At 69.2% G+C, this 24,986-nt stretch carries 21 protein-coding genes and 1 rRNA gene; 14 read left to right on the top strand and 8 right to left on the bottom strand.

The features are described from left to right. Positions 1–92 precede the first annotated feature (92 nt). Together OKW78_RS00110 and OKW78_RS00105 are read left to right on the top strand one after the other, a co-directional pair. Positions 93–1,874 carry a DNA mismatch repair protein gene (locus OKW78_RS00110; RefSeq protein ID WP_281193307.1) on the top strand — a complete coding sequence of 594 codons (1,782 nt, stop codon included), beginning with the start codon at positions 93–95 and terminating at the stop codon, positions 1,872–1,874. Between the two features lie 6 nt (positions 1,875–1,880). Next, complete coding sequence (locus OKW78_RS00105) at positions 1,881–2,441, top strand: hypothetical protein (protein ID WP_281193306.1); 561 nt, start codon at positions 1,881–1,883, stop codon at positions 2,439–2,441. A 35-nt stretch (positions 2,442–2,476) separates the two neighbouring features. Here OKW78_RS00105 and OKW78_RS00100 read toward each other — a convergent pair whose 3' ends face one another. Then, positions 2,477–3,547 (bottom strand): aminotransferase class I/II-fold pyridoxal phosphate-dependent enzyme, encoded by a 1,071-nt coding sequence (locus OKW78_RS00100; protein ID WP_281193305.1) that lies wholly within the window; start codon positions 3,545–3,547, stop codon positions 2,477–2,479. 118 nt (positions 3,548–3,665) lie between these two features. Next, positions 3,666–8,354, bottom strand: coding sequence for a glycoside hydrolase family 15 protein (locus OKW78_RS00095; RefSeq protein ID WP_281193304.1), 4,689 nt, complete (start codon positions 8,352–8,354; stop codon positions 3,666–3,668). 146 nt (positions 8,355–8,500) lie between these two features. Here OKW78_RS00095 and OKW78_RS00090 point away from each other — a divergent pair, with 146 nt between their 5' ends. Next, the gene (locus OKW78_RS00090; RefSeq protein WP_281193303.1) at positions 8,501–10,651 is read left to right on the top strand and encodes an alpha-amylase family glycosyl hydrolase; all 2,151 of its coding nucleotides are present in this window, start codon (positions 8,501–8,503) and stop codon (positions 10,649–10,651) included. A gap of 25 nt (positions 10,652–10,676) precedes the next feature. Beyond that, positions 10,677–12,194 carry a 4-alpha-glucanotransferase gene (malQ, locus tag OKW78_RS00085; RefSeq protein WP_281193302.1) on the top strand — a complete coding sequence of 506 codons (1,518 nt, stop codon included), beginning with the start codon at positions 10,677–10,679 and terminating at the stop codon, positions 12,192–12,194. Between the two features lie 201 nt (positions 12,195–12,395). Here the strand turns inward: malQ and OKW78_RS00080 are convergent, their stop codons facing one another. Continuing rightward, positions 12,396–12,617 carry a PLDc N-terminal domain-containing protein gene (locus OKW78_RS00080; RefSeq protein WP_281193301.1) on the bottom strand — a complete coding sequence of 74 codons (222 nt, stop codon included), beginning with the start codon at positions 12,615–12,617 and terminating at the stop codon, positions 12,396–12,398. Positions 12,618–12,788: 171 nt separating this feature from the next. On the opposite strand from OKW78_RS00080, the gene OKW78_RS00075 reads away from it, so the two are divergent. The 8 genes from OKW78_RS00075 (at position 12,789) to OKW78_RS00040 (ending at position 20,119) form a co-directional block, all read left to right on the top strand. Then, complete coding sequence (locus tag OKW78_RS00075) at positions 12,789–14,063, top strand: Zn-dependent hydrolase (RefSeq protein WP_281193300.1); 1,275 nt, start codon at positions 12,789–12,791, stop codon at positions 14,061–14,063. A gap of 112 nt (positions 14,064–14,175) precedes the next feature. Next, positions 14,176–15,132, top strand: a complete 957-nt coding sequence (locus OKW78_RS00070; protein ID WP_281193299.1) for a mechanosensitive ion channel domain-containing protein — start codon at positions 14,176–14,178, stop codon at positions 15,130–15,132. A gap of 107 nt (positions 15,133–15,239) precedes the next feature. After that, entirely contained in the window at positions 15,240–15,521 is a 282-nt protein-coding gene (locus OKW78_RS00065) for a winged helix-turn-helix domain-containing protein (protein WP_281193298.1), read from the top strand. Between the two features lie 90 nt (positions 15,522–15,611). Continuing rightward, positions 15,612–15,920, top strand: a complete 309-nt coding sequence (locus OKW78_RS00060) for a hypothetical protein (protein ID WP_066416973.1) — start codon at positions 15,612–15,614, stop codon at positions 15,918–15,920. Positions 15,921–16,119: 199 nt separating this feature from the next. Next, positions 16,120–18,210 (top strand): PGF-CTERM sorting domain-containing protein, encoded by a 2,091-nt coding sequence (locus tag OKW78_RS00055; protein WP_281193297.1) that lies wholly within the window; start codon positions 16,120–16,122, stop codon positions 18,208–18,210. 267 nt (positions 18,211–18,477) lie between these two features. After that, positions 18,478–19,488 (top strand): transcription initiation factor IIB family protein, encoded by a 1,011-nt coding sequence (locus tag OKW78_RS00050; protein WP_281193296.1) that lies wholly within the window; start codon positions 18,478–18,480, stop codon positions 19,486–19,488. Between the two features lie 125 nt (positions 19,489–19,613). Next, a complete protein-coding gene (locus OKW78_RS00045; protein WP_281193295.1) occupies positions 19,614–19,793 on the top strand; it encodes a hypothetical protein in 180 nt (59 codons plus the stop codon). Positions 19,794–19,885: 92 nt separating this feature from the next. After that, a complete protein-coding gene (locus OKW78_RS00040) occupies positions 19,886–20,119 on the top strand; it encodes a UPF0058 family protein (RefSeq protein ID WP_281193294.1) in 234 nt (77 codons plus the stop codon). A 69-nt stretch (positions 20,120–20,188) separates the two neighbouring features. Here OKW78_RS00040 and OKW78_RS00035 read toward each other — a convergent pair whose 3' ends face one another. Together OKW78_RS00035 and OKW78_RS00030 are read right to left on the bottom strand one after the other, a co-directional pair. Then, positions 20,189–20,581, bottom strand: a complete 393-nt coding sequence (locus OKW78_RS00035) for a DUF555 domain-containing protein (protein ID WP_281193293.1) — start codon at positions 20,579–20,581, stop codon at positions 20,189–20,191. A gap of 46 nt (positions 20,582–20,627) precedes the next feature. Further along, positions 20,628–21,554 carry a DNA-3-methyladenine glycosylase gene (locus tag OKW78_RS00030; protein WP_281193292.1) on the bottom strand — a complete coding sequence of 309 codons (927 nt, stop codon included), beginning with the start codon at positions 21,552–21,554 and terminating at the stop codon, positions 20,628–20,630. A gap of 138 nt (positions 21,555–21,692) precedes the next feature. Here OKW78_RS00030 and OKW78_RS00025 point away from each other — a divergent pair, with 138 nt between their 5' ends. Then, positions 21,693–22,193 (top strand): SRPBCC family protein, encoded by a 501-nt coding sequence (locus OKW78_RS00025; RefSeq protein WP_281193291.1) that lies wholly within the window; start codon positions 21,693–21,695, stop codon positions 22,191–22,193. A gap of 65 nt (positions 22,194–22,258) precedes the next feature. Here the strand turns inward: OKW78_RS00025 and OKW78_RS00020 are convergent, their stop codons facing one another. Continuing rightward, complete coding sequence (locus OKW78_RS00020) at positions 22,259–23,152, bottom strand: DMT family transporter (RefSeq protein ID WP_281193290.1); 894 nt, start codon at positions 23,150–23,152, stop codon at positions 22,259–22,261. A 79-nt stretch (positions 23,153–23,231) separates the two neighbouring features. Between OKW78_RS00020 and OKW78_RS00015 the strand changes: the two genes are divergently transcribed. Then, entirely contained in the window at positions 23,232–23,525 is a 294-nt protein-coding gene (locus OKW78_RS00015; protein WP_281193288.1) for a hypothetical protein, read from the top strand. Positions 23,526–23,537: 12 nt separating this feature from the next. Here the strand turns inward: OKW78_RS00015 and OKW78_RS00010 are convergent, their stop codons facing one another. Together OKW78_RS00010 and rrf are read right to left on the bottom strand one after the other, a co-directional pair. Then, the gene (locus OKW78_RS00010; protein WP_281193287.1) at positions 23,538–24,425 is read right to left on the bottom strand and encodes a hypothetical protein; all 888 of its coding nucleotides are present in this window, start codon (positions 24,423–24,425) and stop codon (positions 23,538–23,540) included. Between the two features lie 314 nt (positions 24,426–24,739). Beyond that, positions 24,740–24,861 (bottom strand): 5S ribosomal RNA (gene rrf / locus OKW78_RS00005). Between the last annotated feature and the right edge of the window lie 125 nt (positions 24,862–24,986).

Genomic DNA, 24,986 nt, shown 5'->3' with positions numbered 1-24,986 from the left:
TCGACCTCACCGCCGAACCGTCGGCCTGCCGATTCCGGGTTCTCCGCCCGTCGGGACGAAAACACCAAGCGGCCGCGCCGAGACGTCCACCCATGCGACTCGAGGACTACTGGGGGATCGGCCCGAAGACGAGCGAGCTGTTGACCGCCGAGCTCGGGACCGAGCGGGCCGTCGAGGCGATCGAGTCGGCCGACGTTCGCGCGCTCGTCGACGCCGGACTCCACCGCGGGCGCGCCACGCGGATCCTCCGCCGGGCGAACGGGGAGGCCGGAATGGAGGTCCTCGCGACGGGCGACACGCGCGACGTGTACGACGACCTCCTCACGCTCGCGGCCGGCTACGCCCTCACCGAACACGCCGCCGACCGGATCCGCGTCCTCACGCCCTCGCTCGACCGGGAGACGGTCGAAACGAGACTCGAGGGAGTCGTTGCCGCCCGGGACGCCTGGGCCGCCCTCGACGACGAGGACCGCGACCGCGTGATCGACGCGTTCGCGGCCTACGACGAGGCGGGCGGCACCGACCGGGCGGCCGTCGAGACCGCGATCGCGCTCCGCGAGGTCGGACTGACGGGCGAGACCTTCGACGCGCTCGCCGAGCTCGACGACGACGCGCTCCGGGAGGCCGCCGAGGCGCTCGGGGACGTGCGCGGCTCGCTCGGCGATGACGACGTCGGGGTTGCCTCCGGCGCGGACGACGAGCTCGACCGGCTCCGCGAGCGGCTCGCGGCGGCCGAGGAGCTCGCGGACTCGGCGTTCGACGTGCTCGAGCGGGTTCGGGACGGCTCGCTCCGGGACTTCGAGGCGCTCGAGGCCGGGACCGTCGACCACGTGGCGACGGAGACGGGCGTCGACCCCGCGACGGTTCGGGCGGCCGCACCCGACGACGCGCTCGACGCGGCGGACTTCGTCTCGGCCACCCTCCGCGGGCTCGTCGACGAACTGGCCGACGCGGTCGACGAGCGCGAGGCGACGGTCGCGGCCGACCTCCGCGACCGGATCGGCGACGCCGACGGCGACGTCGCGCTCGCGGTCGAGGTCGTCTCCGACGTCGCCGTCGACCTCTCGCTCGGCCGGTTCGCCGCCGAGTACGACCTGGTCCGCCCGCGGCTCGTCGAGGACGGCCTCGCGGTCCGGAACGCCCGAAGTCCCTTCGTCGGCGACCCCGTTCAGCCGGTGTCGTACGCGGTCGGGGACCACTCCCTTTCGAGCGGGGCGGGCGTCCCGAACGCCGAGTCGCCGCCGACCGGCGACCGGGTGAGCGTCCTCACGGGCGCGAACTCCGGCGGGAAGACGACGCTCCTGGAGACGCTGTGTGCGGTGACGCTTCTGGCGTCGATGGGCCTCCCGGTGCCCGCCGAGGAGGCGGAGGTCGGGACGTTCGACCGGATCGTCTTCCATCGTCGGCACGCCTCGTTCAACGCCGGCGTGTTGGAGTCGACGCTGCGCTCCGTCGTGCCGCCGCTGGTCGAGGAGGGTCGAACCCTGATGCTCGTCGACGAGTTCGAGGCGATCACGGAACCCGGACGCGCGGCCGACCTCCTCAACGGGCTCGTCGACCTCACCGTCGACCGCGGCGCGCTCGGCGTGTACGTCACCCACCTCGCCGACGACCTCAGCCCGCTGCCGGAGCCCGCCCGGATCGACGGGATATTCGCGGAGGGCCTCACGAACGACCTCGAGTTGCGTGTGGACTACCAGCCGCGGTTCGGCACGATCGGCAAGTCGACGCCGGAGTTCATCGTCTCGCGGCTCGTCGCCAACGCGAGCGACCGGGCGGTCCGCGGCGGGTTCGAACACCTGGCGGCCGCGGTGGGCGAGGAGGCCGTCCAACGAACCCTGTCGGACGCGCGCTGGACGCCGGAGGGCGACTGATCGGGAATGGCTGGCCCCGAACGCCCCGAGGAAGGAACGGACCCGAGGCGCATCCGGTCGATCGCGGTCCACCGCGAGGACGTCGCGAACGCCCTCGAGGCGACGCTACGGACGGACCGGCGGGTGGTCCTCCGGGTAACGCCGCTCTACTCCGGCCGGATGCGCGCTCGGATCCACAGCGTGGACGAGGGGATGCCGGACGGGACATCGGAGGGGACGTCGGAAGCGAGGCGATCCGGGCCTCCGTCCTCCGGGAACGACGCCGACGCGTCCGGCGGATCGATCCACGTCGACCCCACCGACCTCGTCGTGGACCCGCCCCCGTACCCCGAAGTCGACGAGACGGCCGCCGAGTACCCCGACGCCGACGTCGAAACCCGCCGCGATCGACACGCCGAGGCCGTCGAGTCCTGGCGGGAGACGGTCCGCGGGGCGGTCGGCGGAACCGTCGAGGTACCGGTCGGGAGAGAGCGCGGATCCAGGGGCGACGCCGACGGGGAGGACGGGTCCGGGGACGAACCGGACGGGAGGCGGACCCACGAGGTCGACGTGGTCGCGCTCGGGTGACCGAACGGAGCCGTCAGCGCGACATCAGTGCGGCGTCAGCGACCGTTCTCGATGTGGCGGGCGATCCGCTCGAGCCCCTCCTCGAGTTCCTCGGTGTGGAGGCCGAAGCCGATCCGGAACCTGTCGGGATACCCGAACACCTCCCCGGGCGCGAGGACGACGCTCTCCGCTTCGAACAGCGACCGACAGAACTCCTTGCCGTTCTCGAATCCGTCGGGGACGGTCACGAAGCCGTTCACGCCGGTCGGCTCGAACCACTCGAGGCCGTGTCGGTCGACGAAGTCGGCGACGCGGTCGCGGTTCGCCCTCGCGTGCGCGCGGTTCGCCTCGAGGATGTCGGCCTCCTGGTCGCCGAGCGCCTGCCGCGCGACGTGGGCTCCGACGAGCGGCGGCGAGATGGTCGTGTAGTCCTTCCACTTCCGTACCGCGTCCGCGACCTCCGGGTCGGCGACGATCCACCCGAGACGCGCGCCGGCGAGTCCGTAGGACTTCGAGACGCCGGCGGCAGAGATCGCCCTCGGTCCGAGCGCGGCCGCCGGCGGGTGGGGGTCGTCGGCGAGCATCCGGTACACCTCGTCGACGAGGAGGTACGCGTCTTGCTCCTCGACGAGGTCGTACAGCGCCCGCATCGTCTCGGGTCCGAGGTACTTCCCCGTCGGGTTGCTCGGGTTCGTGAGGACGACGAGGCGGGTGTCGGGACGCATCGCCTCCGCGACCGCGTCGACGGAGAGCTCCCACTCCGGCGGCTCCGTTCGGACCCGGCTCACCTCCCCGATCGACTCGGGCACGCTCGCGAGCGACTGATAGGTCGGCGAGACGACGACGCTGTGGTCCCCCTCGTCCAGAAGCGACATGAACGCGAGGAAGTCCGCCTCCTGCGTGCCACAGGTGAGGACGACCTCCTCCGCGTCACGACCGTATCGCTCGGCGATCTCCGCTCGAAACGCCGGCTCCCCGTCGGTGGGAATGACGTATCCGAGCTCGCCCACGTCGAGGTCGAACCGGTCCGCCGGGAGGCTTCGCACGCCGCTCTCGGCGAGCATCAGGTCGGCGTCCGGTTCGTACTCGTCGAGCCACCGTTCGAGTTCGAATGGGGGAATATCCATCGTTGTGCCGTGTAGACGGGAGTCGATGATAACCGTTCGGTGTGGGCCGGCTACGCTCGCGCGTCGGACGCTTCGTCCGTGGGGTTGAGCGCCACGGACCGACGGGCGGCCGGCCCGTCTACAGCCGGATCCGCTCGACGGCCGTGCCCGCGGTCTCGAAGTCCTCGTCGGTGGCGGCCGCGACCACGACCGTTCTGGCGTCCTCGTCAGCGAGTCGGACCTCGAACTCGCCGTTCGCCGCGGTCGCGATCGCGGAGCCGGCGGCGGTGAACGCCGCGACGCACGCCCCGTCCGTCTCGCCGGTGACGACGACCGTGTCGTCGGCGTACTCGGCGGTCGCCGTCAGCTCCGGGGGTGCGGGGCGGTCGCGCTCGACGAAGCGGTCGCGGACGACGGTTGGCGTCTCGACGGGCTCGCCGGCGTCGACGCCGTGTGCCAGCCGGATGAACCCCGCCATCGACCAGGCAAGCGGCGTCGCCCCTCCGGTCCCCTCGCCGAACTCCCAGCCGTACTCGGTCGGGTGCTCGCGGTCCCACACCTGTTCGGGAAGCATCCCACCGTCGTTGCCGAATCCGGCCATCGTGTCGAGCAACGACGCCGGCTCGAGCGCGTCCTCGGCGGTGCCGCCGAAGGCGTCGGACCCGTCGGCGCGTGCGCGAAGCTCGTACTCGCCGCGCTCGCCGGTGAATATCGGCCAGAGCCGCCCCTTCCCGTCGCCGGTGCCCGCCCACGGGCCGCCGGGATCGCCGTAGCCGAGCTCGCCGTAGGCGTCGCCGATGTAGCGGTACCAGGCGGGGCCGTGCGGGGTGTCGACGCGGATCGAGTCGTCGACGACCTCGACGGAGTTTCGGACGACCGGGTCGTCGGCGGGTTTCACGCCGAGTCGGACGAGCTCGAGGAAGCCGCCGTCGACGATCTCGCGCTCGTCGTAGGTCGGCCCGTCGTTGGCGATCGTCCGCGGCCGACCGGCGTTCGGGTCGCCGTCGGCGGTGATCCGGATGTAGTAGGGCGTCTCGTCGTGGCGGTCGGTTCCGGTGTCGGTCGCACACCACTCCTCGACGCGGTCGGTCCAGTCGTCCGCGAGCGCGAGCCAGGCGAGCGCGTCCGCACGGAGTTCCGCCGGCGTCGAGTCGGCCGCCGCGTCCCCCTCCACCCCCTCGATCCGGTCGGCCTCGGCGAGCGCGAGCGCGGCCGCACATGTCAGCCCCGCGATCTCGGCGGCGATGCTCGACGGCGAGTAGCCCGCCTCCTCCTCCCAGCGCTCCTGGGCGGTCTGCGGGCCGTTCCGTGCGACGTACGCGACCGACCGGCGGATCTGCTCGTAGTCGTAGTCGGCGTCCGAGAGCGTCACCCCGTGTTCGTACAGCTGCCACGCCATCACCGAGGGGAACGCGATGTTGTCCATCTGCTCGCCGCCCCAGCGGGTCCGCCCGTCGATGTAGGTGTTCTGCGGGAGGAAGCCCGACTCGTCCTGTTGGGTGTTGTAGAGGTACGCGAGCGCGTCCGCGCCGCGTTTCACCTCGCCGACCTCGATCAGCGCGGTGAACACCTGATAGAGGTCGCGCGACCAGACGAAGTTGTAGCCGTAGCCGCGGTCCTCCTCGGCGTACTCCGTCTCGCCCCACGGGACCGATGGGCTGGCGATCCCGGCACCGTCGTGGCGCTTGTCCTCGACGGCGGCGAGCGTCATGAGCGCGAACCGGTACTGCGCCTCCAGGTCGTGGTCGTCGGTCACGGCGTCCGGGTACTCCCGGCCGGCGAGCCACTCGCGCCACGTGTCGACGTACGCCGACTCGACCGCGTCGAAGCCGCGCGAGAGCGCGCCCTCCGCCTCGCCGAGCGCCGCCGCGGTGTCGCCCTCCTCGGCGAAGCCGAGTGCGACCGTGTCCGAGACCGTCGTCCCGCTTCCGAGGTGGCCCGCGAGCACGACGTTGCCGTTCGCCTCCTCGCTGGCTTCCGCACGCTCGCCGCCCCGGAACAGCGACTCGAGCGCGTCGTCGCCGGCCGCGAGCGCGCTCGCCCAGTCGAACCCGCCGGCGCTCGTGAGCGCGGCGGCGACGTCGAAGGGCTCGCCGTCGTCGTCGACCAGTTTGCCCGGCGGGCGGTTCCCGCGGTCGCTGTGTGCGAGGAGGTGGTACGGACCGTCGCCGACGCGGGTCCCGCGGTCGTCGGTGCCGACGTTCGCGAGCGTGGTGTCGGCGAGGGCGTACACGTCGTACGCCCGGGCGCCCTCGAACTCGACGTCCGCGAGGAGCGCGTTGCCCGCGGTGTCGACGGCGTACTCCACGGCCAGCGTCCAACTGTGCCCGTGTCCGTCGCCGGACTCGCGGATCGTCTGTCTGTACGCGAGCGCGTCGTCGGCGCTCGGCTCGGTGGTCCGCGTGATCGTCTCCGTCGTCGTCACGTGGCCCGTCTCGTCGAAGGTCCGAACCGTGTGTCCCGTCTCCGGATCGGCGACGAGGAAGTCGAACGTCCGGAGGTTCATCACGTCGATCCGGGGGAACCGCGCCTCCGTCAACGCCCCCTCGGTCAGCGTGAACCAGACGGGGATCGGGTCGTCCTCGTCGTGATCGGCGGGCGTGCCGACGCCGAACTTCCGGCCGGTCGTCCACCGCGGCGCCTCCGGGCCGCTCGGGCGGTCGTGCGGCACCGGAAGCCTCCCGTGGCGCGCGAGCGTCGCGGTCGCGTTCAGCCGGAGCGCGTGTGCCCACGCGAGCGGGGTCGCGCTGTCGAGGTCGCCGTCGTCGAAGACCTGCTCCGCGAGCAACCCGGACTCGTTCGCGAAGGGGCCGTCGGGCTCACAGAGCGAGTACAGCCGGCGGGCCTCGGAGAAGAGCGGCTCCGCCTCCGCTCCGCGCGACTCGCGGATCCCGCCGACGGTGCCGGCGGCGACCGCTCCCCACAGCGTCGCGATCGACCACACCTTCGCGGCCCCCTGTTCGGCCGTCCGCCAGTCGTCGCCGACGAACCGGACGAGTCCCTCCACGTGCTCCGTCTCCCGGCCCAGCGCGTCGATCGAGGTCCGAACGTGCGTCGACACCTGCGAGACGAACGCGTCGAGGTCGATCGCGGCCGGGAGCGGATCGAGGGGGGAGTCCGCGTCCGCCGCGGCGTCCGTCACGCTCGGGCGTTCCCGCGCCAGCGCGTCGTACTCGGCGAGCGCGTCCGCGAGCGCGAAGGTGCTGGCGTCGGCGCGCTCGTCGCCGTCGCCGTTGCTGGCGCGCTGCGGGAACCGCTCGAGTTCGGGAAGGAAGCGGTCCTGGAGGCCGACGACGGCGTCGTCGGCGGCGGTCGCGGCGGCGGCCCGCAGGTCGTCGTCGAGCGGGGACCGTGCCACGGCCGCGAACGCACGGAGGTACGCCGCGCCGGTGTGCGTGAACCGCCCGATCGCGTTCTCCCAGCAGTTCTGACAGCGGCGGGGGAGCCCGTCCTCGAGCGTCGTCTCCCGGAGGAACGCGACCGCGTCGGCGATCGTCTCGTCGACCCGGCCGCGGAGCGGCTCCGGTACGTCCGTCGTCCGTCGGAGCTCCGCGAGGAACGCGACGACGGACGCCGGCTGGTCGAGCTGGTCGTTTGGGGTCGGCCCGTCGCCCGACTCGATCCGGGCGTTCGCCCAGCCCGGCGCGACCTTGCCCGAGTCGGCCCAGACGCGGTGGGGCCAGCTCCCGTCGGCGTCCTGGGTGCGACAGAGGAACGCCGCCGAGGAGAGGAGGTCCTTCCGTGCGTCCAACTCGAGCTCCTCGCTCGCGGCGAGCAGCGCGCTCGAGGCCTCGGCCTCGTCGCGGAACCAGACGTACCCGTACCCGCCGGAGGTCGCGTAGAAGTGGTCGAACTCCGGGCCCGCGATCCGACCGCCGGACGCCGATCCGAGGAGGTCGAGCGTGCGGAGGTCGCTCGCGACCGTCGAGGCGCGCGGCACCGAGTCGGGGACCGACGGCGCGCGTGCCTCGGCGGCTTCGCGAACGCTGTCGGCGTCCGCGTGGGCGGTCGCGATCCGCGAGATCGCCTCGAGCCGGTCGTCGCGGTCGACGTCCTCCCCGATCCTGGTTCCGTCGCCGGGTTCGTCCGGTCCCGAGCCGTTCTCGTCGAGGACGGGACGGCTGACGAGGGTGACGCGCTCCGTCCGACCGTCGCGCTCGAACGGGGCCCGCACGACCACGTCGGGCGTGAGACTCGTGTCCTCGCGCTCGTCGATCTCCCCGCGGTGGGGCGTTCGCCCGTCGTCCTCGCCGAGCAGTTGGGGGATCGTCTCCTGTCGCTGTCCGTGCGCGGCCGAGAGACCGGTGGAGGCGGTGAGGAAGTCGTGTTCCCGGCGGTGGAACACCTCTATTACGTCGCCGCCCTCGGGGCCGGATCCCTCGTGGACGAGGTTGCCGACGCGTCCCTCGACCATGTCGGGCGCGAACGCGCAGCTGGCGACGAGGTCCGCGTTCGCCGGCGGCGACCCGCGTAGGACGACGTGCGTGAGGTGTGCGTTCCCGACGACGAGGTCGAACTGATGGACCGTGTACCGGCCGGCGTCGTACTCCGTCTCGACGAGCGGGGTGTCTCCGTCGTAGTGCTGTCGCGTGGTTTCGAGGTCCGCGAGCCACCGGATCCCGCCGCCGCCGGCGATCCCGATCCGGATCCGGTCGGTCCCGCCCACGCCGGAGAGCGCGTACGAACAGTCGTGAGCGTCGCCGTCCGGCCCGACGTGGACCAGCCGACCGCCGTCACCGGTGAACGCCCCGACGGTGGTCGGTCGCTCCGTCGAGTAGCGTTCCCCGCGGCGACGTTTGTGTTCCGTGATCGCGGTTCGCAGTCGCATGCGAGTCCTGCCGGCCGCGGGAGCAAAAGCCTTGACGGACCGGGCGAAGCTGCCGGCCGGCGGCGGCGACCGTCCCGATCCCGAACGGGACGTGCCAGTTTGGCGTCGAGAGCAACACCGAAGACCCCGGGCGTCGATGAGCGAGCATGCATCACCCCGGACCCCCACGGTTCGTCTCCACCGGCGAGACGGTCCAGCTCGCGCCGCGGGACCCGGATCCGGCCGGGAGCTACGAGTGGCGCATCGCGGACGCGCCGCCCGCGAGCGACTCGACCGTCGGCACCGACCCAGTGATCGAGTTCACCCCGGACGTGCCGGGACGGTATCGGCTCGGCCTCGACGCCCCCGACGGGGACCACCTCCTGACGGTGTTGGCGTTCTCGGCGGCCTACGAGGGAGTGGACGTCGCCGGGGGCAGCGGCGAGGCGATCCGCGACCGCGACGCGGACCGCGCGGGGATCGACTACGCGGCCGGCCGACTCGCGGCCGACGGCGGCCCCCCGCGGATCCGGCTCGACGCTGAGATCATGGAGGAGTCCGGGGGACGGAAGGGGTCGGCCGTCGTGCGTGCGGTCGCGACGCCGAATCCGGCCTCGTCGCTCGCGGCCGACGAGCTCGCCGTGCGGTTCGTGATCGACGACCGCGACGTCGCCGCGGCGGTCGCGGCGGGACGAACGAACCCGCGCGACGCGGCGACCGTGACCGAGGACCGAACGACGGTGACCGAGGACCGAACGACGGTGACCGAGGACGGGACGGGGGCGACCCTCCGGCTGCCGACCGGGTCGGTCCCCGATCGTCTCCGCGTCCACGCGGTCGCCGTCGCCCGCGAGTCCGGCGAGGACGCCCGGATCAGCGTCGCCGACGCCGTTTCGATCGATCGAGTCGAACCCTCCGGCGGCACCGATCCCTTCGGTGACCCGGCTCCGGGCGAGGCCTTCGAGACGTCCCGACTGAACCAGCCGCCCGCGTGGACCGCGGATGCGAGCGTCTACGAGGTGTTCGTCCGGACGTTCGTCGACGCGGACGAGGGCGAGACGCTCGCGGCGATCGCGGAGCGGATCCCGGAGATCGCCGATCTCGGCGTCGACACGCTGTGGCTCACGCCCGTCCTCGAGAACGACGGAAAGCCGCACGGCTACAACGTCACGGACTTCCTCGCCATCGCCGACGACCTCGGCGACCGCGGGGACTACGAGCGACTGGTCGAGACCGCCCACGACAACGGGATGCGGGTGCTCTTCGATCTGGTGTTGAACCACACCGCCCGCGATCACTCGTGGTTCCGGGACGCCTACCGCAACCCGGAGTCGCCGTACCGCGACCGCTACGAGTGGCAGGAGTCGGGCGAGCCGGACACCTACTTCGACTGGGAGCTGATCGCGAACCTGGACCACGCGAACCTGACGGTCCGGCGGTACCTCCTCGACGTGGTCGACGAGTGGGCCCCGCTCGTCGACGGCTTCCGGTGTGACATGGCGTGGGCGGTTCCGGACTCGCTCTGGCGGGAGATCCGCGACCGCGTGAAGGGGACCGACCCGGAGTTCCTGTTGCTGGACGAGACGATCCCGTACGTCCCCCGGTTCCACGAGGGGATGTTCGACGTCCACTTCGACGCGACGCTGTACTTCCAGCTCCGGCAGGTCGGCCGCGGTGCGGCCCCGGCCGACTCCGTGATCGACGCCGTCGAGAAGCGCGCCGCGGTCGGGTTTCCCGACCACGCCGGCTTCCTCCAGTACATCGAGAACCACGACGAGACCCGCTACCGGGTGGAGTGTGGCGACGACGCCGCGGCCGCGGCGGCCGCGGCGACGTTCACCCTGCCGGGCGTCCCGATGGTGTACGCCGGCCAGGAGATCGGCCAGCGCGGCCGGCGGGACCCGATCGCCTGGGAGCACGCCCGCGGAGAGGTCCGCGAGCGCTACGCGCGGCTGTCGGCCGCCCACGACGCCCACCCGGCGCTCGGCCCCGCGGGCGACCTCGATCGGGTCGACTACCACGTCGCCGGCGGCGGTCCGGACGAGCGGCCGATCGCCGCCGACGGCGAGGAGGTCCATCCCGACGACGTGGTGGCGTTCCGTCGGGGGAGCGGGTCGGAGGCCCTCGTAGTCGTCCTCAACTTCGCGCCCGGCGAGGCCGCCGTCGACGTCGACGTCGACCACGGACGGCTGGACGTCGTCACGGGCGACCCCTGCGTGGAGGCCGACGAGGACGGGACCGACCGGATCCGCGTCGACGACGTGGCGGTCGTCCCGCTGGAGTCGTCGGGACGGTCCTCCCGCGGACGCAACGCTTGAGTCGGTGGCCGTCGCAGGCGTAGCCATGGGATTCGATCGCTCCGACGGAGTGTTCTGTCACGTCACGTCGCTTCCGGGGCCACACGGGATCGGCGACCTGGGCGACGGCGCGGCGGCGTTCCTCTCGTTTCTCGGGACGGCCGACGTCGACTACTGGCAGGTGTGTCCGCTCGGACCGACGATCGGGGCCGCCGGCGAGTCGCCGTACCAGTCTCCCTCGGCGTTCGCCGGCAACCCCCTCCTGATCGACCTGGAAGGCCTCGTCGAGGACGGCTGGCTCGAGCCGGACGACCTCGAACCGGTCCCCGATTTCCCGGCCGACAGGGTGGATTACGGGGCGGTCCGGGAGTACAAGCTCCCGCTTCTGGAGACCGCGTTCGAGCGGTTCGAGGCGGAACGGGACGCGGGGTCCGCACGGTCCGCGGACGGGTCGGGTGACGCCGAGACGCTCGACGCCTTTCGCGAGCGCGAGACGTGGGTCGACGAGTACGCGCTGTTTCGCGCGCTCTCGGCCGCCAGACCCGAGGACACGTGGGTCGAGTGGCCGGAGCCGCTCCGCACGCGCGACCCGGACGCGCTCGCGGCCGCACGGGAGGAACACGTCGAGGAGATCCGGTATCACGCGTTCCTCCAGTGGACGTTCGACCGGCAGTGGGCGGCGCTTCGCGAGGTCGCCGCCGAGGCGGGCGTCGAGATCGTCGGCGACGTACCGATCTACGTGGCGCTCGACTCCGCCGACGTGTGGGCGAACCCCGAGGCCTTCCGGCTCGACGAGGGCAACCGGCCGGCCGCGGTGGCTGGAGTACCGCCGAACGCCGGCGACGACGGGCAGCGCTGGGGGAACCCGGTGTACGACTGGGAGCGGCTCGCCGAGACCGACTACGGCTGGTGGATGGACCGGTTCCGCCGGCTGTTCGACCTGGCGGACGTCGCCCGGCTCGACCACTTCCTCGGGTTCGTTCGGTACTGGGCGATCCCCGCCGACGCCGACGACCCGGCCGCGGGCGAGTGGCGCGACGGCCCGGGACGGGCGCTCTTCGAGACGGTCGAACACGAGTTCGGCGAGGCGCCGTTCATCGCGGAGGACCTCGGGTTCGAGGACGCGCGGATGGACGACCTGATGACCGAGTTCGGCTTCCCCGGGATGCGGGTCCCCCAGTACGCGAACTGGACGGAGGCGGGCAACCCGTACCAGCCGATGCATTACCCCGAGCCCGTCGTCGGCTACACCTCCACGCACGACACCGACACGTGGGTCGGCTATTACGAGGATCTGGCACCCGAGGAGCGCGACGCGCTCCACTACAACCTCGGCTACGGCGGCGACCGTCCGATCGAGTGGGCGATCGTCGACGAGGTGTGGAGTTCGGAGGCGATCCTCGCGATGACGACCGTCCAAGACTTACTCGGGCTCGGCAGCGACGCACGGTTCAACGAGCCGGGGACCGTCGACGGCAACTGGGAGTGGCGCGTCGAGCGCGACGCGCTGAGCGACGACCTCGCCGGACGGCTCCGGGAACTCGGCGAGTTCCACGTTCGATGAAGGCGGGACGGAGACGGTCACCGGATCCCGTCTCGCCATCTCTCAGCCGTCTCGTCATCTCCCGGTCGTCGGCGCGCGAGAAACGCGCGCGAGAGAGCAGGGGCCGCACCGCCGAGCGGTTCCGGCGGTGCGGCCGCTGCGAGGCTGGGGAGGGTGAGGCCGGAGAAGTGAGGCTGGAGAGGACGAACCCGTCCGGGAGGGTCAGTATCCGCCGTCGCGGCCGAGGATCAGGTAGAGGACGATCCCGAGAAGCGGCGCGAAGAAGACCACGATGGCCCAGAGGAACGCCGGATGCTCGCTTCGCTTCTGGGCGTCGCTGTACGTCCAGACGATCATCGCGATGTGGACCGCGAACATGAGGAGGGCGAACAGGAGGGAGATCACCGCCACGACCCCTCCTTGAAGCGGGACGACTGGTACCATACGAGCGCCGTCGATCCGCGACGTCAAGTGTTTTTCCCTCCGAGGCGGCGACGGTCCGTCGATCCGACGACCACGACGCGACAGCCCGACGGTAACGACCTGACAGTCCGACGTAACGATCTGACGGCCCGGCGACGAACCGTTTTTATTCCGGGGGAGAACCGTAGACGTATGGAACTCCCAGTCGACGCGGACCGGCTCAGATCGGACATCGAGGCGAACGCGGCGTTCGGCCGGCTCGACCTCGACGACCCCGAGTCGCACGGACGGACGAACCGCACCGGCAGCGAGGCGAACCGGAAGGCGCGCGATCGATTCGTCGACCGGCTCGAGGACGCCGGGATGGAGGTGACCGTCGACGCGATCGGCAACGTCGCCGGCGAGTGGGTCCCCGACTCCGCGGACCCCGACGCCGCGCCGGTCGCGTGCGGGAGCCACCTCGACAGCGTTCCGGAGGGCGGGATCTTCGACGGCCCGCTCGGCGTCTACGCCGCCCTCGAGTCCGTGCGTGCCATGCAGGACGCCGGCGTCGAGCCGGAGCGACCGGTCGTCGTCGTCAGCTTCACCGAGGAGGAGGGCGCGACCTACGGGAACGGCCTGCTGGGATCGAGCGTCGCGACCGGCGAGACGGACCTCGAGGAGGGGCTCGCCTACGAGAACGACGACGGCGAGACGGTCGGCGAGGCGCTCTCGCGGATCGGCTACCGCGGCGAGGGAACGGAGACGCTCGACCCGGCGGGCTGGGACGCCTTCTACGAGCTCCACGTCGAACAGGACACCACGCTCGAGGACGAGGGCGTCGACGCCGGGATCGTCACGACCATCACGGGTATCAGCCACTGCCATGCGACGATCCTCGGGGAGGCGAACCACGCGGGTGCGACCGCGATGAACGAGCGGACCGACGCGCTCGCGGCCGCGAGCGAGTTCGTTCTCGACGTCGAGGCCGCCGCCAACGAGATCGTCGCGGAGTCATCCGAGACGGCGGTCGGCACCGTGGGCTCCCTCTCGGTCTCGCCGAACGCGTCGAACGTGGTCCCGGGCCGCGTCGAGGCGAGCGTGGACGTCCGCGACGTGAAGGCGGAGTCGATGGACGCGATCGCCGAGGCGGCCCGCGAGTCCCTCGCCCGACTGGAGCGCGATCGGGGAGTGGAGACCGACTTCGTCCGTCCGTCGGTCGTCCAGCCGGAGCCGATGAGCGACCGGCTCCGGGAGATCGTCCACGAGTCGGCCGACGCCGCGGGTCGGTCCGCGATCGACCTCCACTCGGGAGCCGCCCACGACGCGATGCGGATCGCACGGGTCACGGACGCCTCGCTGCTCTTTGCGCCCTCCCGCGACGGGGTCTCGCACAACCCGCACGAGTGGACCGACTGGGCGGACTGTGCGGCCGCGACGGAGGTCCTCGCGGGCGCGGTCGCGCTGACCGCTGGCGGCGACGACTGACGAGAGGACGGCCGTCGGCAGCGGCCCGGAGGGACGACCGTCGGCGTGCGATCGGGAGCGGGACCGAACGACCGGTCGCAACGGTTTTGCCGCCGCCCGCCGACCACCCGTCGTGAGACGATCGATCCCGCTCGGCTCCGTGCTCCTCGGGCTCGTCGCCGCCGCCGCCGGCGTGTTCGTGGGCACCGCCGAGCCGCTCGCCGGATGGCCCGCGGTCGGCGACTACCCGGCGAACCTCGTCGTCGAGCGGCTGGCGTTCGTCCTCGCGCTGTTCGCGCTGCTCTTCGGCACCTATCGGTTGCTCGCGGGCGTGCTGATGCGCTCTTCGAACAAACGACGCGCGTACAACACGCGGAACCTCCTGCGGCTGGCGTTCGGGTTCGTCGGGACCGTCGGGACGCTCGCGGTATTGACGGACAACTGGCTCGGGCTGCTCTTCTCGCTCGGGGTCATCGGGTTCGCGATCACGTTCGCGCTCCAACAGCCGCTCCTCTCGCTCATCGCGTGGGTGTACATCACCGTCAAACAGCCGTACGGCGTCGGCGACCGGGTCCGCATCGGCGACGCGAAAGGCGACGTGATCGAGGTGGAGTTCCTCGTGACGACGCTGTGGGAGATAAACGGGGAGCTCGTCAGCACGAACCAACCGTCGGGCCGGGTCGTGACCGTCCCCAACAGCGTCGTGCTCTCCTCGAACGTCGTCAACTTCGGCGGGGGCGGGTCGCCGTACGTGTGGAACGAGATCGGGATCCAGGTCGCCTACGAGACGGACCTGGCGTTCGCACGCGAGGTGATGCGCGAGGAGGCCGCGGACCTGCTGGGCGAGGAGATGCGTGCGGGGATCGCCGCCTACCGGGACGCGCTCTCGGAGACGCCGGTCGAGCTGGAGGTCCACGACGGGCCGACGGTCAACCTGAAACAGGAGGAGTCGTGGGTCGAGCTCCGCCTCCGATACCTCACGCACCCGCGACGCGGCCAGCGAGTGAAAAACGAGCTGTACGATCGAATACTCGGTCGGTTCAACGACCACCCCGATCGGGTCGCGTTCCCGGTGAGTCGGAACCGGTAGTCACGGTCGCTGCTCCGAATCGGGAGTCGAACGGAGTCGAACGGAGACGATCGGCAGGATCGACGCGGAGCGGTGGAGTTAGGTGCCGTCCCCGCGATTCGAATACGATGGAAGCGGCACTCTGGTACGTGTTGACCGGAACGCGGGGCGGCGCGAACCGCGTCCGGCTGTTGCGGGCGCTCGACGAGCGCCCGCGAAACGCGAACCAGCTGGCCGAGGACCTCGAGTTGGATTACAAGACGGTGCGACACCATCTCGACGTCCTGATCGACAACGGCGTCGTCGAGAGCAGCGGCGACGACTACGGCGCGATCTACCTGCCGACGCCGCGAGCACGCCAGCACTGGGAGACGATAGAAACGATCATGGAGCAAACGGATGACACGTGAACGGAGGGCTCGGTCGGTACCGGATCGGCACGAAATTCGGAACGAATTTGGGAAAGCGGTTATACCCCCACACCCGATAGCAGGTGTACGATGAGTTTCTGGTTCGACGTGGCACGGTTCTCCGCGGGGCTGAACGTGGCCCTGCTCCTCGCGCTCGTCTGGGTGTGGGGACGGAACTACCTACAGTTCCGGTCGAAACACACCCTTGGACTGGTGATGTTCGGCGGGTTTCTGCTCGGGGAGAACGCGCTCGCGCTCTACATCTACCTGGTCGACCCGATGCTGTCGGCGTGGTTCGCGAGCGAGGCGGTTCCCCCGGTCGCCTGGCGGGCCATGATGGGGCTCCACGTGCTCCAGACGGTCGGACTGCTGTTTCTCGTGTGGGTCACCTGGGACTGAGGAGGACGGGTTTCACGGCGCATCCGCCTTCCGTTCCGCGCGTGTTCGGTCGCTGAGTACGGTTCGAGAGCCGTCTCCGTCGTAGCGACTCGGATGCCCGTCCCTACGACCGATCCGGTTCGCTTTCGGAACGGATTTGGGTGGGAAGGTGGCCGCAGTTCGGCAAATCGCTTTTTATGCCCTCTCGGTCGACTCCTTCATGCGCAACAGCGCATTCACATCGGCGATGGTGGTCGTACTCGTCGTGTCGGCAGTCGCCGGCGCGGCGGGCGCGGTCACGGCACAGAACACCGAGCAAGCGGCGAGCGTGAGTTTCTCCGACGGGACGTCCGGCGGATCCACGGTCGTCGTCGACGAGGTCCGCGTCCCCGACGGCGGGTTCGTGACGATCCACGACGACACGCTCGCGGACGGCGACGTGCTCGGCAGCGTCGTCGGCACGAGCGCGTACCTCGCGGCCGGGACACACGAGAACGTGACCGTCGAGCTCACGGACGAGATCGACGCGGGAACGTTCCACGCGATGGCCCACCGGGACACCGACGGCGACCGCGCGTACACGTTCGTCTCCTCGAACGGCGCGGTCGACGGTCCATACACGGTCGACGGGGAGATCGCCATGGAGAACGCGGCGGTGACCGCGTCGGCGACCGTCGAGGCGACCGACCAGCCCACCGAGGGGAGCTCGATCGTCGTCGACCGCGTCGAACTGAGCGAGGGCGGGTTCGTAACGGTTCACGACTCCTCGCTCGCGGACGGAGCCGTCTTCGAGAGCATCCGCGGCACGAGCGACTACCTGGAGGCCGGCGTTCACGAGGACGTTCGCGTCCGGCTCGACGACGAGCTGGAGAACGACGACTCGCTGTTCGCCATGGTTCACCAAGATACGAACGACGACGGAACCTACGACTTCCCCGCCACCGAGGGTGAGGAGGACGGTCCCTACGTCGACGGTGACGAGGAGATCGTGATGGACGAGTTCGACGCCGAACTCGATGACGATGCCCGCGCGACGTTCTCCGCGCAGGCGAGCGGCGGGAACACGGTCGTCGTCGACGAGGTGTACCTCCCTGACGGCGGGTTCGTAACGATGCACGATTCCTCGATCGGCGACGGGGCCGTCCTCGAGAGCATCCGCGGCACGAGCGACTACCTCGAGCCCGGGATCCATCGGGACGTCGTCGTCTCGCTCGACGACCCCCTGGCCGAGGACGACTCGCTGTTCGCGATGGCTCACCGGGACACGAACGACGACGAAACCTACGACTTCCCCGCCACCGGGGATGAGGAGGACGGTCCGTACACGACCGATTCCGGCGATATCGTGATGGACGACGGTTCGGTGACCGTCTCCGCGAGCGTCGCCTTCGACGGACAAAGCACCGACGGAACGACGGTCACCGTCGACCGCGTCGACGTGAGCGAGGGAGGGTTCGTAACGGTCCACGACGCGTCGCTCGCCGGCGGTGCGGTCTTCGATTCCGTCCGCGGCACGAGCGACTACCTCGAACCGGGCGTCCACGAGGACGTCGTGATCGAACTCGACGAGCCGATCCGCGACACGCACCACCTGTTCGCGATGCCGCACACGGACTCGGACGACGACATGACGTACGACTTCGTCGAGACCGAGGGGACGGACGACGGCCCCTACGTCGACGGCGACGAGGAGATCGTGATGACCGGTGCGACGGCACGGGTCACCGCGTCCGTGGAGACGGCCGACCAGGAGACCGACGGAGAGACGGTCGTCGTCAAGGACGTGACGCTTCACGACGGCGGGTTCGTGACGGTTCACGACTCCTCGCTCGCGGACGGCGCGGTCCTCGAGAGCATCCGCGGCACGAGCGACTACCTCGAGCCCGGCACGCACGCCGAGGTCGAGATCGCGCTGGACGACCCGTTGACCGGGGACGACACCGTCCTCGCCATGGCTCATCGGGACACGAACGAGAACGAGACGTACGACTTCCCGGCCACCGAAGGCGCAGAGGACGTTCCCTACGTGGCCGCCGGATCGCCGGTGATGTCGCCGGCCGAGCTGACGGTCGCGAGCGACGACGGAACGGACGGATCGGACGCGGACGGTAACGACGGCATGGACGACGAAGCGATGAGCGATGACGGCATGGAAGACGAGAACATGGACGGTGACGACGACATGAATGCCGGGGAGATGAACAACGACGAGACGGCTGAGGACGGAACGACGGACGATGACACGCCCGGATTCGGCGTCGTCCTCGCGATCGTCGCGTTGCTCGCGGCCGCCCTCGTGGCACGCCGCTAATAAGATCCGGAACGCTCGAGACGTGAGTCGTCTCAACTACTCTCTTTTTATACTTCGGAACGCACGGTACCGAGTGTCACGGTCGATTCGCGGATGGTAGCCGATACGGATAAACGGGCTCAAACGCCCGTTCCTTCACGATCTATCGGTTTCATCGACTAGTATGGTGGCGACAGATTTATATATGTTAATCACTTACTGTTAGTTAACGAATCGGGCACACCCGGCCCTCGCATTTTCGTCGGGAGTTCGATCGGAGAACACCCCATGACAGAGACACGCATTCGAAACTACGAGCGGGACGAGGCGGTCGATCGAGCCGGATCACCGGAGCGAACCGACGAGGAAACCGCCGAGACCGAATCATCGGAGAACAGTCGAGTGACGAGCTGTCCGGAGTGTACGGGCCGTCTCGTGACCGACACCGAGCACGGCGAGACGGTGTGTGAGGACTGCGGACTCGTCGTCGAGGAGGACTCGGTGGATCGCGGGCCGGAGTGGCGCGCGTTCGACTCGGCGGAGCGGGACAGCAAGTCCCGCGTGGGCGCGCCCACGACGAACATGATGCACGACAAGGGTCTGTCGACCAACATCGGCTGGCAGGATCGCGACGGGTACGGCAAGTCGCTCTCGAGCCGACAGCGCCAGAAGATGCAGCGCCTGCGGACGTGGAACGAGCGGTTCCGCACGCGCGACTCGAAGGAGCGGAATCTGAAGCAGGCGCTCGGCGAGATCGACCGGATGGCCTCGGCGCTCGGGCTCCCGGACAACGTCCGCGAGACCGCCTCGGTCATCTACCGCCGCGCGCTGAGCGAGAACCTCCTCCCCGGCCGATCCATCGAGGGCGTCGCGACCGCGGCGCTGTACGCGGCCGCCCGGCAGGTGGGTAACCCGCGGAGCCTCGACGAGTTCACCGCGGTCTCGCGCGTCGACAAGATGGAACTCACCCGGACGTACCGCTACGTCGTCCGCGAGCTCGGACTGGAGGTACAGCCGGCGGACCCCGAGAGCTACGTGCCCCGGTTCGTCTCACGGCTCGACCTCCCCGATGAGGTCGAACGCCTCGCGCGGGAGCTCCTGAAGAGCGCGAAGGACGAGGGGATCACGAGCGGCAAGTCGCCGGTCGGGCTCGCGGCGTCGGCCGTCTACGCCGCCGCCCTCCTGTCGAACCGAAAGGTGACCCAGAGCCAGGTGAGCGAGGTCGCCGACATCTCCGAAGTCACCATCCGGAACCGATACAAGGAGCTGCTCGAGGCCAGCGATCACCTGACCGCGTAGCGGGAAACGAGGGACGACGGCGGAGAAGGACCGCGTCGACGAGTGAACCCCTCGTCGGCGAGATTTCCGTGTGAAGCGTGACCGCGTCACGTACGTTTTTAATCCGACGGGGTGTACGTGGCTGCATGGTCGAAGCGTTCGTCAGGCTAGTGTGTCCGGAGTGTTCCAAGGAGTGGCAGGAAAACCCGGCCGAGTTGCCCGGGCTGCGCACGAACTTCAGCTGCTCCAGTTGTCACGCGACTCGACGACTCACGGAGTTCATGCGAACCGAACGAGACCTCGAGGCGGTTCGACAGTTCCAGTGACGTTCGGGGTTAGGAGGTCTATATAGACGGGAGGTGTGGTAACTAGACTCAGGATAGTAATATAAGCCTCCGGTAGCAAAGGACCGTTACTCATGAAGAAACAGGAGCTCATCCACCTTCACGGCCTTCTGGCCGAAGTACGAAAACAGTGCGAATTCTGGGACGACGACCTCGACCTCGACGCGTATGAAGAACTCGGCGTCAAACCGACATCGATACACAAATCGAAGACCGACCACAAGGCCGCCGTTTTCAAACTGACCGAGGGGATCACGGAGCCGATGGAGGAGGCAGAGTCGGAGCCGCTGGCCCCCACCGCGGACTGAGACTCGTCGAGTAGCCTACCGTCGTTCGTTACGTCCCGAGTGGCGACCACGCCCGGCGATCCGGGTCCGTCAGTCGTCCTCGTCGGTCGTCGAGGTCGATTCCGTCGCCTCGTCGTCCGTCTCCTCCTCGTTTATCTCCTCGACCGAGAGGACCTTGAGCGGAACCTTCCGGAGCCGTTGCCCGATCTCCTTTCGAGCGATCCGCCTCGCGTGTTCGGCGCGATCGACGTTGAACACGTCCATTCGGAGTTCGAGCGCGACGAGCGCCTCGTCGGCGGCGATGAACGCCGGCGGGAGCTCCTCCCCCGTCGGCGAGGTTCGGCTCCCCATCTCGATCTCCACGTAGTTGAGATCGGGATTCAACATCTCTCCCGTCTTCGAGATCGCGATCCGGACCGCCTCGTCGGCAGTCTCCACGTCGTAAACGGGAACGGCAGCCTCCACGACGACTCGACAGTCCATCACGTGAAGACGTACCGTGCGAACGAGTATGAAGCTTCGGCCGGGGTCACTCCCCGCCGGCGCGGAGGTGGTGGAAGACGTACGTCTGGGCGTATCCGGCGTACGTCCCGCCGAACCGCTCGCGAATCGCACGGGACGTCTCCGCGTACGATCCGCGATCGCAGTCGGGATAGTACTCCTCGATGGTCGTGTTGATCCACGTGTCGAGCGGGACCGCCTCGAGAAATCCCAACGAGAACAGCGCGACGCAGTCCGCCACCTTGTCGCCGACCCCGACGAACCGCGTCAGCGACTCCCGCGCCTCCTCGTACGGGACGTCCGCCGCTTCCCGCGGGTCCGCCTCCCCGGAGGCGACCATCTCGGCGGTCCGTCGGACGTAGGGTGCCCGATACCCGAGCGAGAGGTCCCGAAGCTCGGACTCGCTCCGATCCGCGAGTTGTGTCGGCGTCGGGAACGCGTGATACGTCTCCCCGTCGAGCTCGATCGCATCCCCGTAGCGCTCCCTGAGCCTCCGCTGCATCCCGTGGATCCGGGCGACGCGCATCTGTGCCGAGCAGATGAACGAGACGAGACAGGGGAACGTCGGGTCCCGAACCAGACGCATGCCCTGGTACCGGTCGTAAGCCCGCTCCAACAGGGGAAGAGCCGGCATCGAGTCGCGGATCGCGTCGAGGTCGTCGTCGAGCCGGAGCAGATGGGTGAGAAGCGGCACCGCATCCGTCGACGCCTCCCACTCGATCGTCCCGTCACGAACGCCGCCGACCTGTCGGGCTCGCAGCGGAACCAGTTCGTCTGAGACGCCCGGGATCGGGGCGACGACGGTTTCGTACCACTCGTCGCCACCGTGTGCGTGGAGTTCCTCGTAGGTCCGACCGTCGGCGCGGTTCCACAGGTAGCTCTGTCCGCTCTCGACGGTCGCCTGGAGGTCGAAGGGACCCGAGAGGTCGGCGACGTCGATCGCTCCTCGTTCCATCGGATCCGTGGAGGTGACGAGAGCGTATCGAGGTTTCGATACCCACGGATCATCGATGAGCGAGGGATCGAACGCCGATGCCCGGACGCCCGGGCATCCGGCGAGGGGACTTTTCCCCGTCGACGCCGAAGCTTCGGTATGCCGACGTACCGCCGGAGAACACGGATAGCTGCCCCCATCGACCACGTGTGGGCGTTCCACTCGACGGTCGACGGGCTCCTCGAGTTGACGCCCGAGTGGATGAACATGCGGATCGAAGCGGTCGAAGGGCCGGACGGCGAGCGCGATCCCGACGTGTTGACCACGGGGTCCCGGATCCGGATGTCGATCCGGCCGTTCGGCGTCGTTCCTCGCCAACGGTGGATCTCGCGGATCGTGGAACGTGAGCCCGACGGAAACGCACCCGTCGAGGGAAGCGCGTACTTCGTCGACGACATGGTCGACGGCCCGTTCCGAACCTGGGAACACACCCACGCGTTCTACGCCGACGGGAACGAAACGGTCCTCGTCGACAGCGTCGAGTACCGGCTCCCGTTCGGCGCGCTCGGCGACGCCGCGGGACCGTTCGCAAAGGTCGGATTCGAGGGGATGTTTCGGGACCGACACCGTCGGACCGCCGAGCGCTTCGGGACGGAGTAACCGGTGCGGAGTGATCGGGGCCGTGATCGTGGGCCGGGGCTACGAGGTACCGCTCGAGGACGGAATCACCGTGATCCCGTCATCGTGAGGTAGATCCCCGAGAGGACGATCACGCCGCCGACGACCGTGAAGCGGGTCGGCGCCTCCCCCAGAAGCACCAACGCGAGGACGGTCGCTCCGACCGGTTCGCCGAGCAGCGACACCGAGACGACGCTCGATTCGAGGTACCCGAGAACCCAATTGATGACGGTGTGTCCGAACAGTCCCGGACCGATCGCCAAGCCGAGAAAGACCGCCCACTCGCGCGGAGGGTATCCGGAGAGCGGATGGCCCTGTGCGAGCACGACCACGAGCAACGACACCGTACAAACCCCGTAGACGACGACCACGTACGGGACCAACGCGAGTCGCTGTCGCAGCGACCGGCCGGCGAGGACGTAGCCGGCGGCGGTCACCGCCCCGAAGAGCGCCAGCGCGTTGCCGTAAAGCGGTGCCGGCCCGACGAGTACCCCGCCGAGGAAATCCCCGAGAGACATGGCCGCGATCCCGATGACCGCGATCGCGATCCCCACGGCGATCCGCCGGGTCACTCGCTCGCGGAGCAGGAGCCACGCACCGAGCGCGACGAACACCGGCTGGGCCTGAACGAGCGTGACGCTCGCGGCGACGCTCGTCCACTCGAGGCTCTCGAACCACGAGGCGAAGTGCAGCGCCAGTGCGATCCCCGACAGCGTCGCAAATCCGAGGTCACGCCGGTCGATCCGGGCGAACTGCTCACGATACCGCCACGCGGCGACCGGAAGCAGCGGCAGCGTGGTGAAGAGCACGCGATAGAACGCGGCGACGGAACTCGGCGCGTCGCTCCACCGGACGAGGATGGCTCCCGTACTGACCGCGAGGACCGCGGTAACGAGTCCCGCGTGCGGCGATACGTGTGGGACGTTCCTGCTCGAGTCCACACGACCGCTTTCCGGCGAACCCGGTTACCGTTTTCGACAGGTCGACGGAGGTTTGAATCCCGGAACCGAACGGAGCGGCATGTGTTCGGACACCTTCGGGGTCGGCATACGCGTCACCGAGGAGGAGCTGCGATTCCTCGTCCACGTACCGACGGACATCGACTCGGGATGGACCGATCCGGAGGCGTTCCAATCCCTCGTGGCGGAGGTCGTCTGGGAGCGACTCGACAGACGATCGGTCCTCGAGACGATCGCCACCGAGTACGACACCGGGGACACCGTGCGGCTCGGGACGGTCACGCTCGACCCCGACGGAACGGTCGTCGACCACGATCTGACGGTTCCCCGAGGCCAGGGCGACGATCGGGCGTGATCGTCGACGGCGTCATTCCTCGAGAGCGTGCTCCGAACCGTCGTCACGTATCGTCGCGAACGCGGCACCGATCGTCGCCATCCGGGCCGGATCGTACGCCGTGAGGTCGTATCGGGTCGATCCGACCGTGTCCGTCCAGGTATCGAGAACCTCCAACGAGACGAGCCCGGATAGCGTCGCACCGAGCGTCCGCGGCGTCGTCTCGGGGTTCGAAAGGACGGCGTGTACCTGCTTCGACTGCGGGTAGTTCCGAGAGCAGCACTCGATGCCGCGCTGCGCTTCGGGCCAATACCGTCGCGTGTACCCGAACGTGGTCGGGTCCTCGCGTTGAAGTCGTCCGATCGCCGCCATCGGTTCCGGGTCGACCCCCTCTATCGAGTCGGCACGGCCGAGGACCGTCGACATCGCGGCCGCCGACTCGGCAGAGAGCGACCAGCCGATCGTGACGGACCCGCCGACGGCGGCGGTCTCCGTCGCGATCCGTTCGACCACGTCGGCGGCGTCGCCGGCCCCGCGCGTGACCGCGAACGACGCGAGATCGTCGAGTATCACTCGTGGCTCGGATCCGTCGAACTCCGTGAGCATGTCGGAGACCGTCTCGAGAACTCGATCGGTACCCGCGTCCGATCCCAGAACCGTATACGCGAGCTTCCGTTCGGGAAGGACCTGCGTAGTCGCCGTCGCGGCCGCGCCACGGGAGAGATCGCTCGCGACGACGACGGCCTCACGCCTCGGCGGCTCCCCCGCCCGCTCGCTCCACGTGCGTCTCCACGTCTCGAGGTCCGTCTCGAACAGGATCGAGACGACGGGTCGACCCGTCCCCCCGTCCCGAACGGATGGCGATCCGGCGGAATCGACCCGAACCGTCACGGTGGCCTCGCGTGTCTTCGGGACGGTCATGAACGTATTGTCTTCAAACAGAAATAACATAAACTTATTGGTGAAACAATCAATATTGATACCCTTGATGGCTGCAGACGATCCAGGAATCGACGACGACATCGGGTCCGAGCGGTTCGAAACCGAAACGCACCGCATCTCCCGATCTCGCTCGTCATAACGTCGTCACGCGGGACCCGACGGGCCGTCAACTCGTGACGTATCTCACGTAACCGATGGAGAGACCGAGTCATGGACGGCCGTTCGGCTCGGCGATGATGAACGAAGCGTGACGCAGAGACGGGTCTCGGCGTCGAATGAATGAAGTATGAATGGGTAGGCGGCGGACCGCGGTTCCCAGAGGATCGCTCACTCCAGTACTTTCCGGTACGCGGGTGGGCTTAACTTCCGTGTTCGGAATGGGTACGGGTGTGTCCCCACCGCTCTGGCCGCCTTCATGCCGACTCCCGGAATCGAACCGGAACTCTCCAGTGGAGAGACGCCTGTCTCGGTCGAGCCTCTCAAACCGTGTGTACGTGCGATCCAGGTACCGCCTGAACTCATACGAGTGTGGAATCAGTG

The organism is Halorubrum sp. F4 (assembly GCF_027257195.1).
Classification (GTDB): Archaea; Halobacteriota; Halobacteria; order Halobacteriales; family Haloferacaceae; genus Halorubrum.
This window is presented reverse-complemented; position numbering and strand designations above follow the sequence as displayed.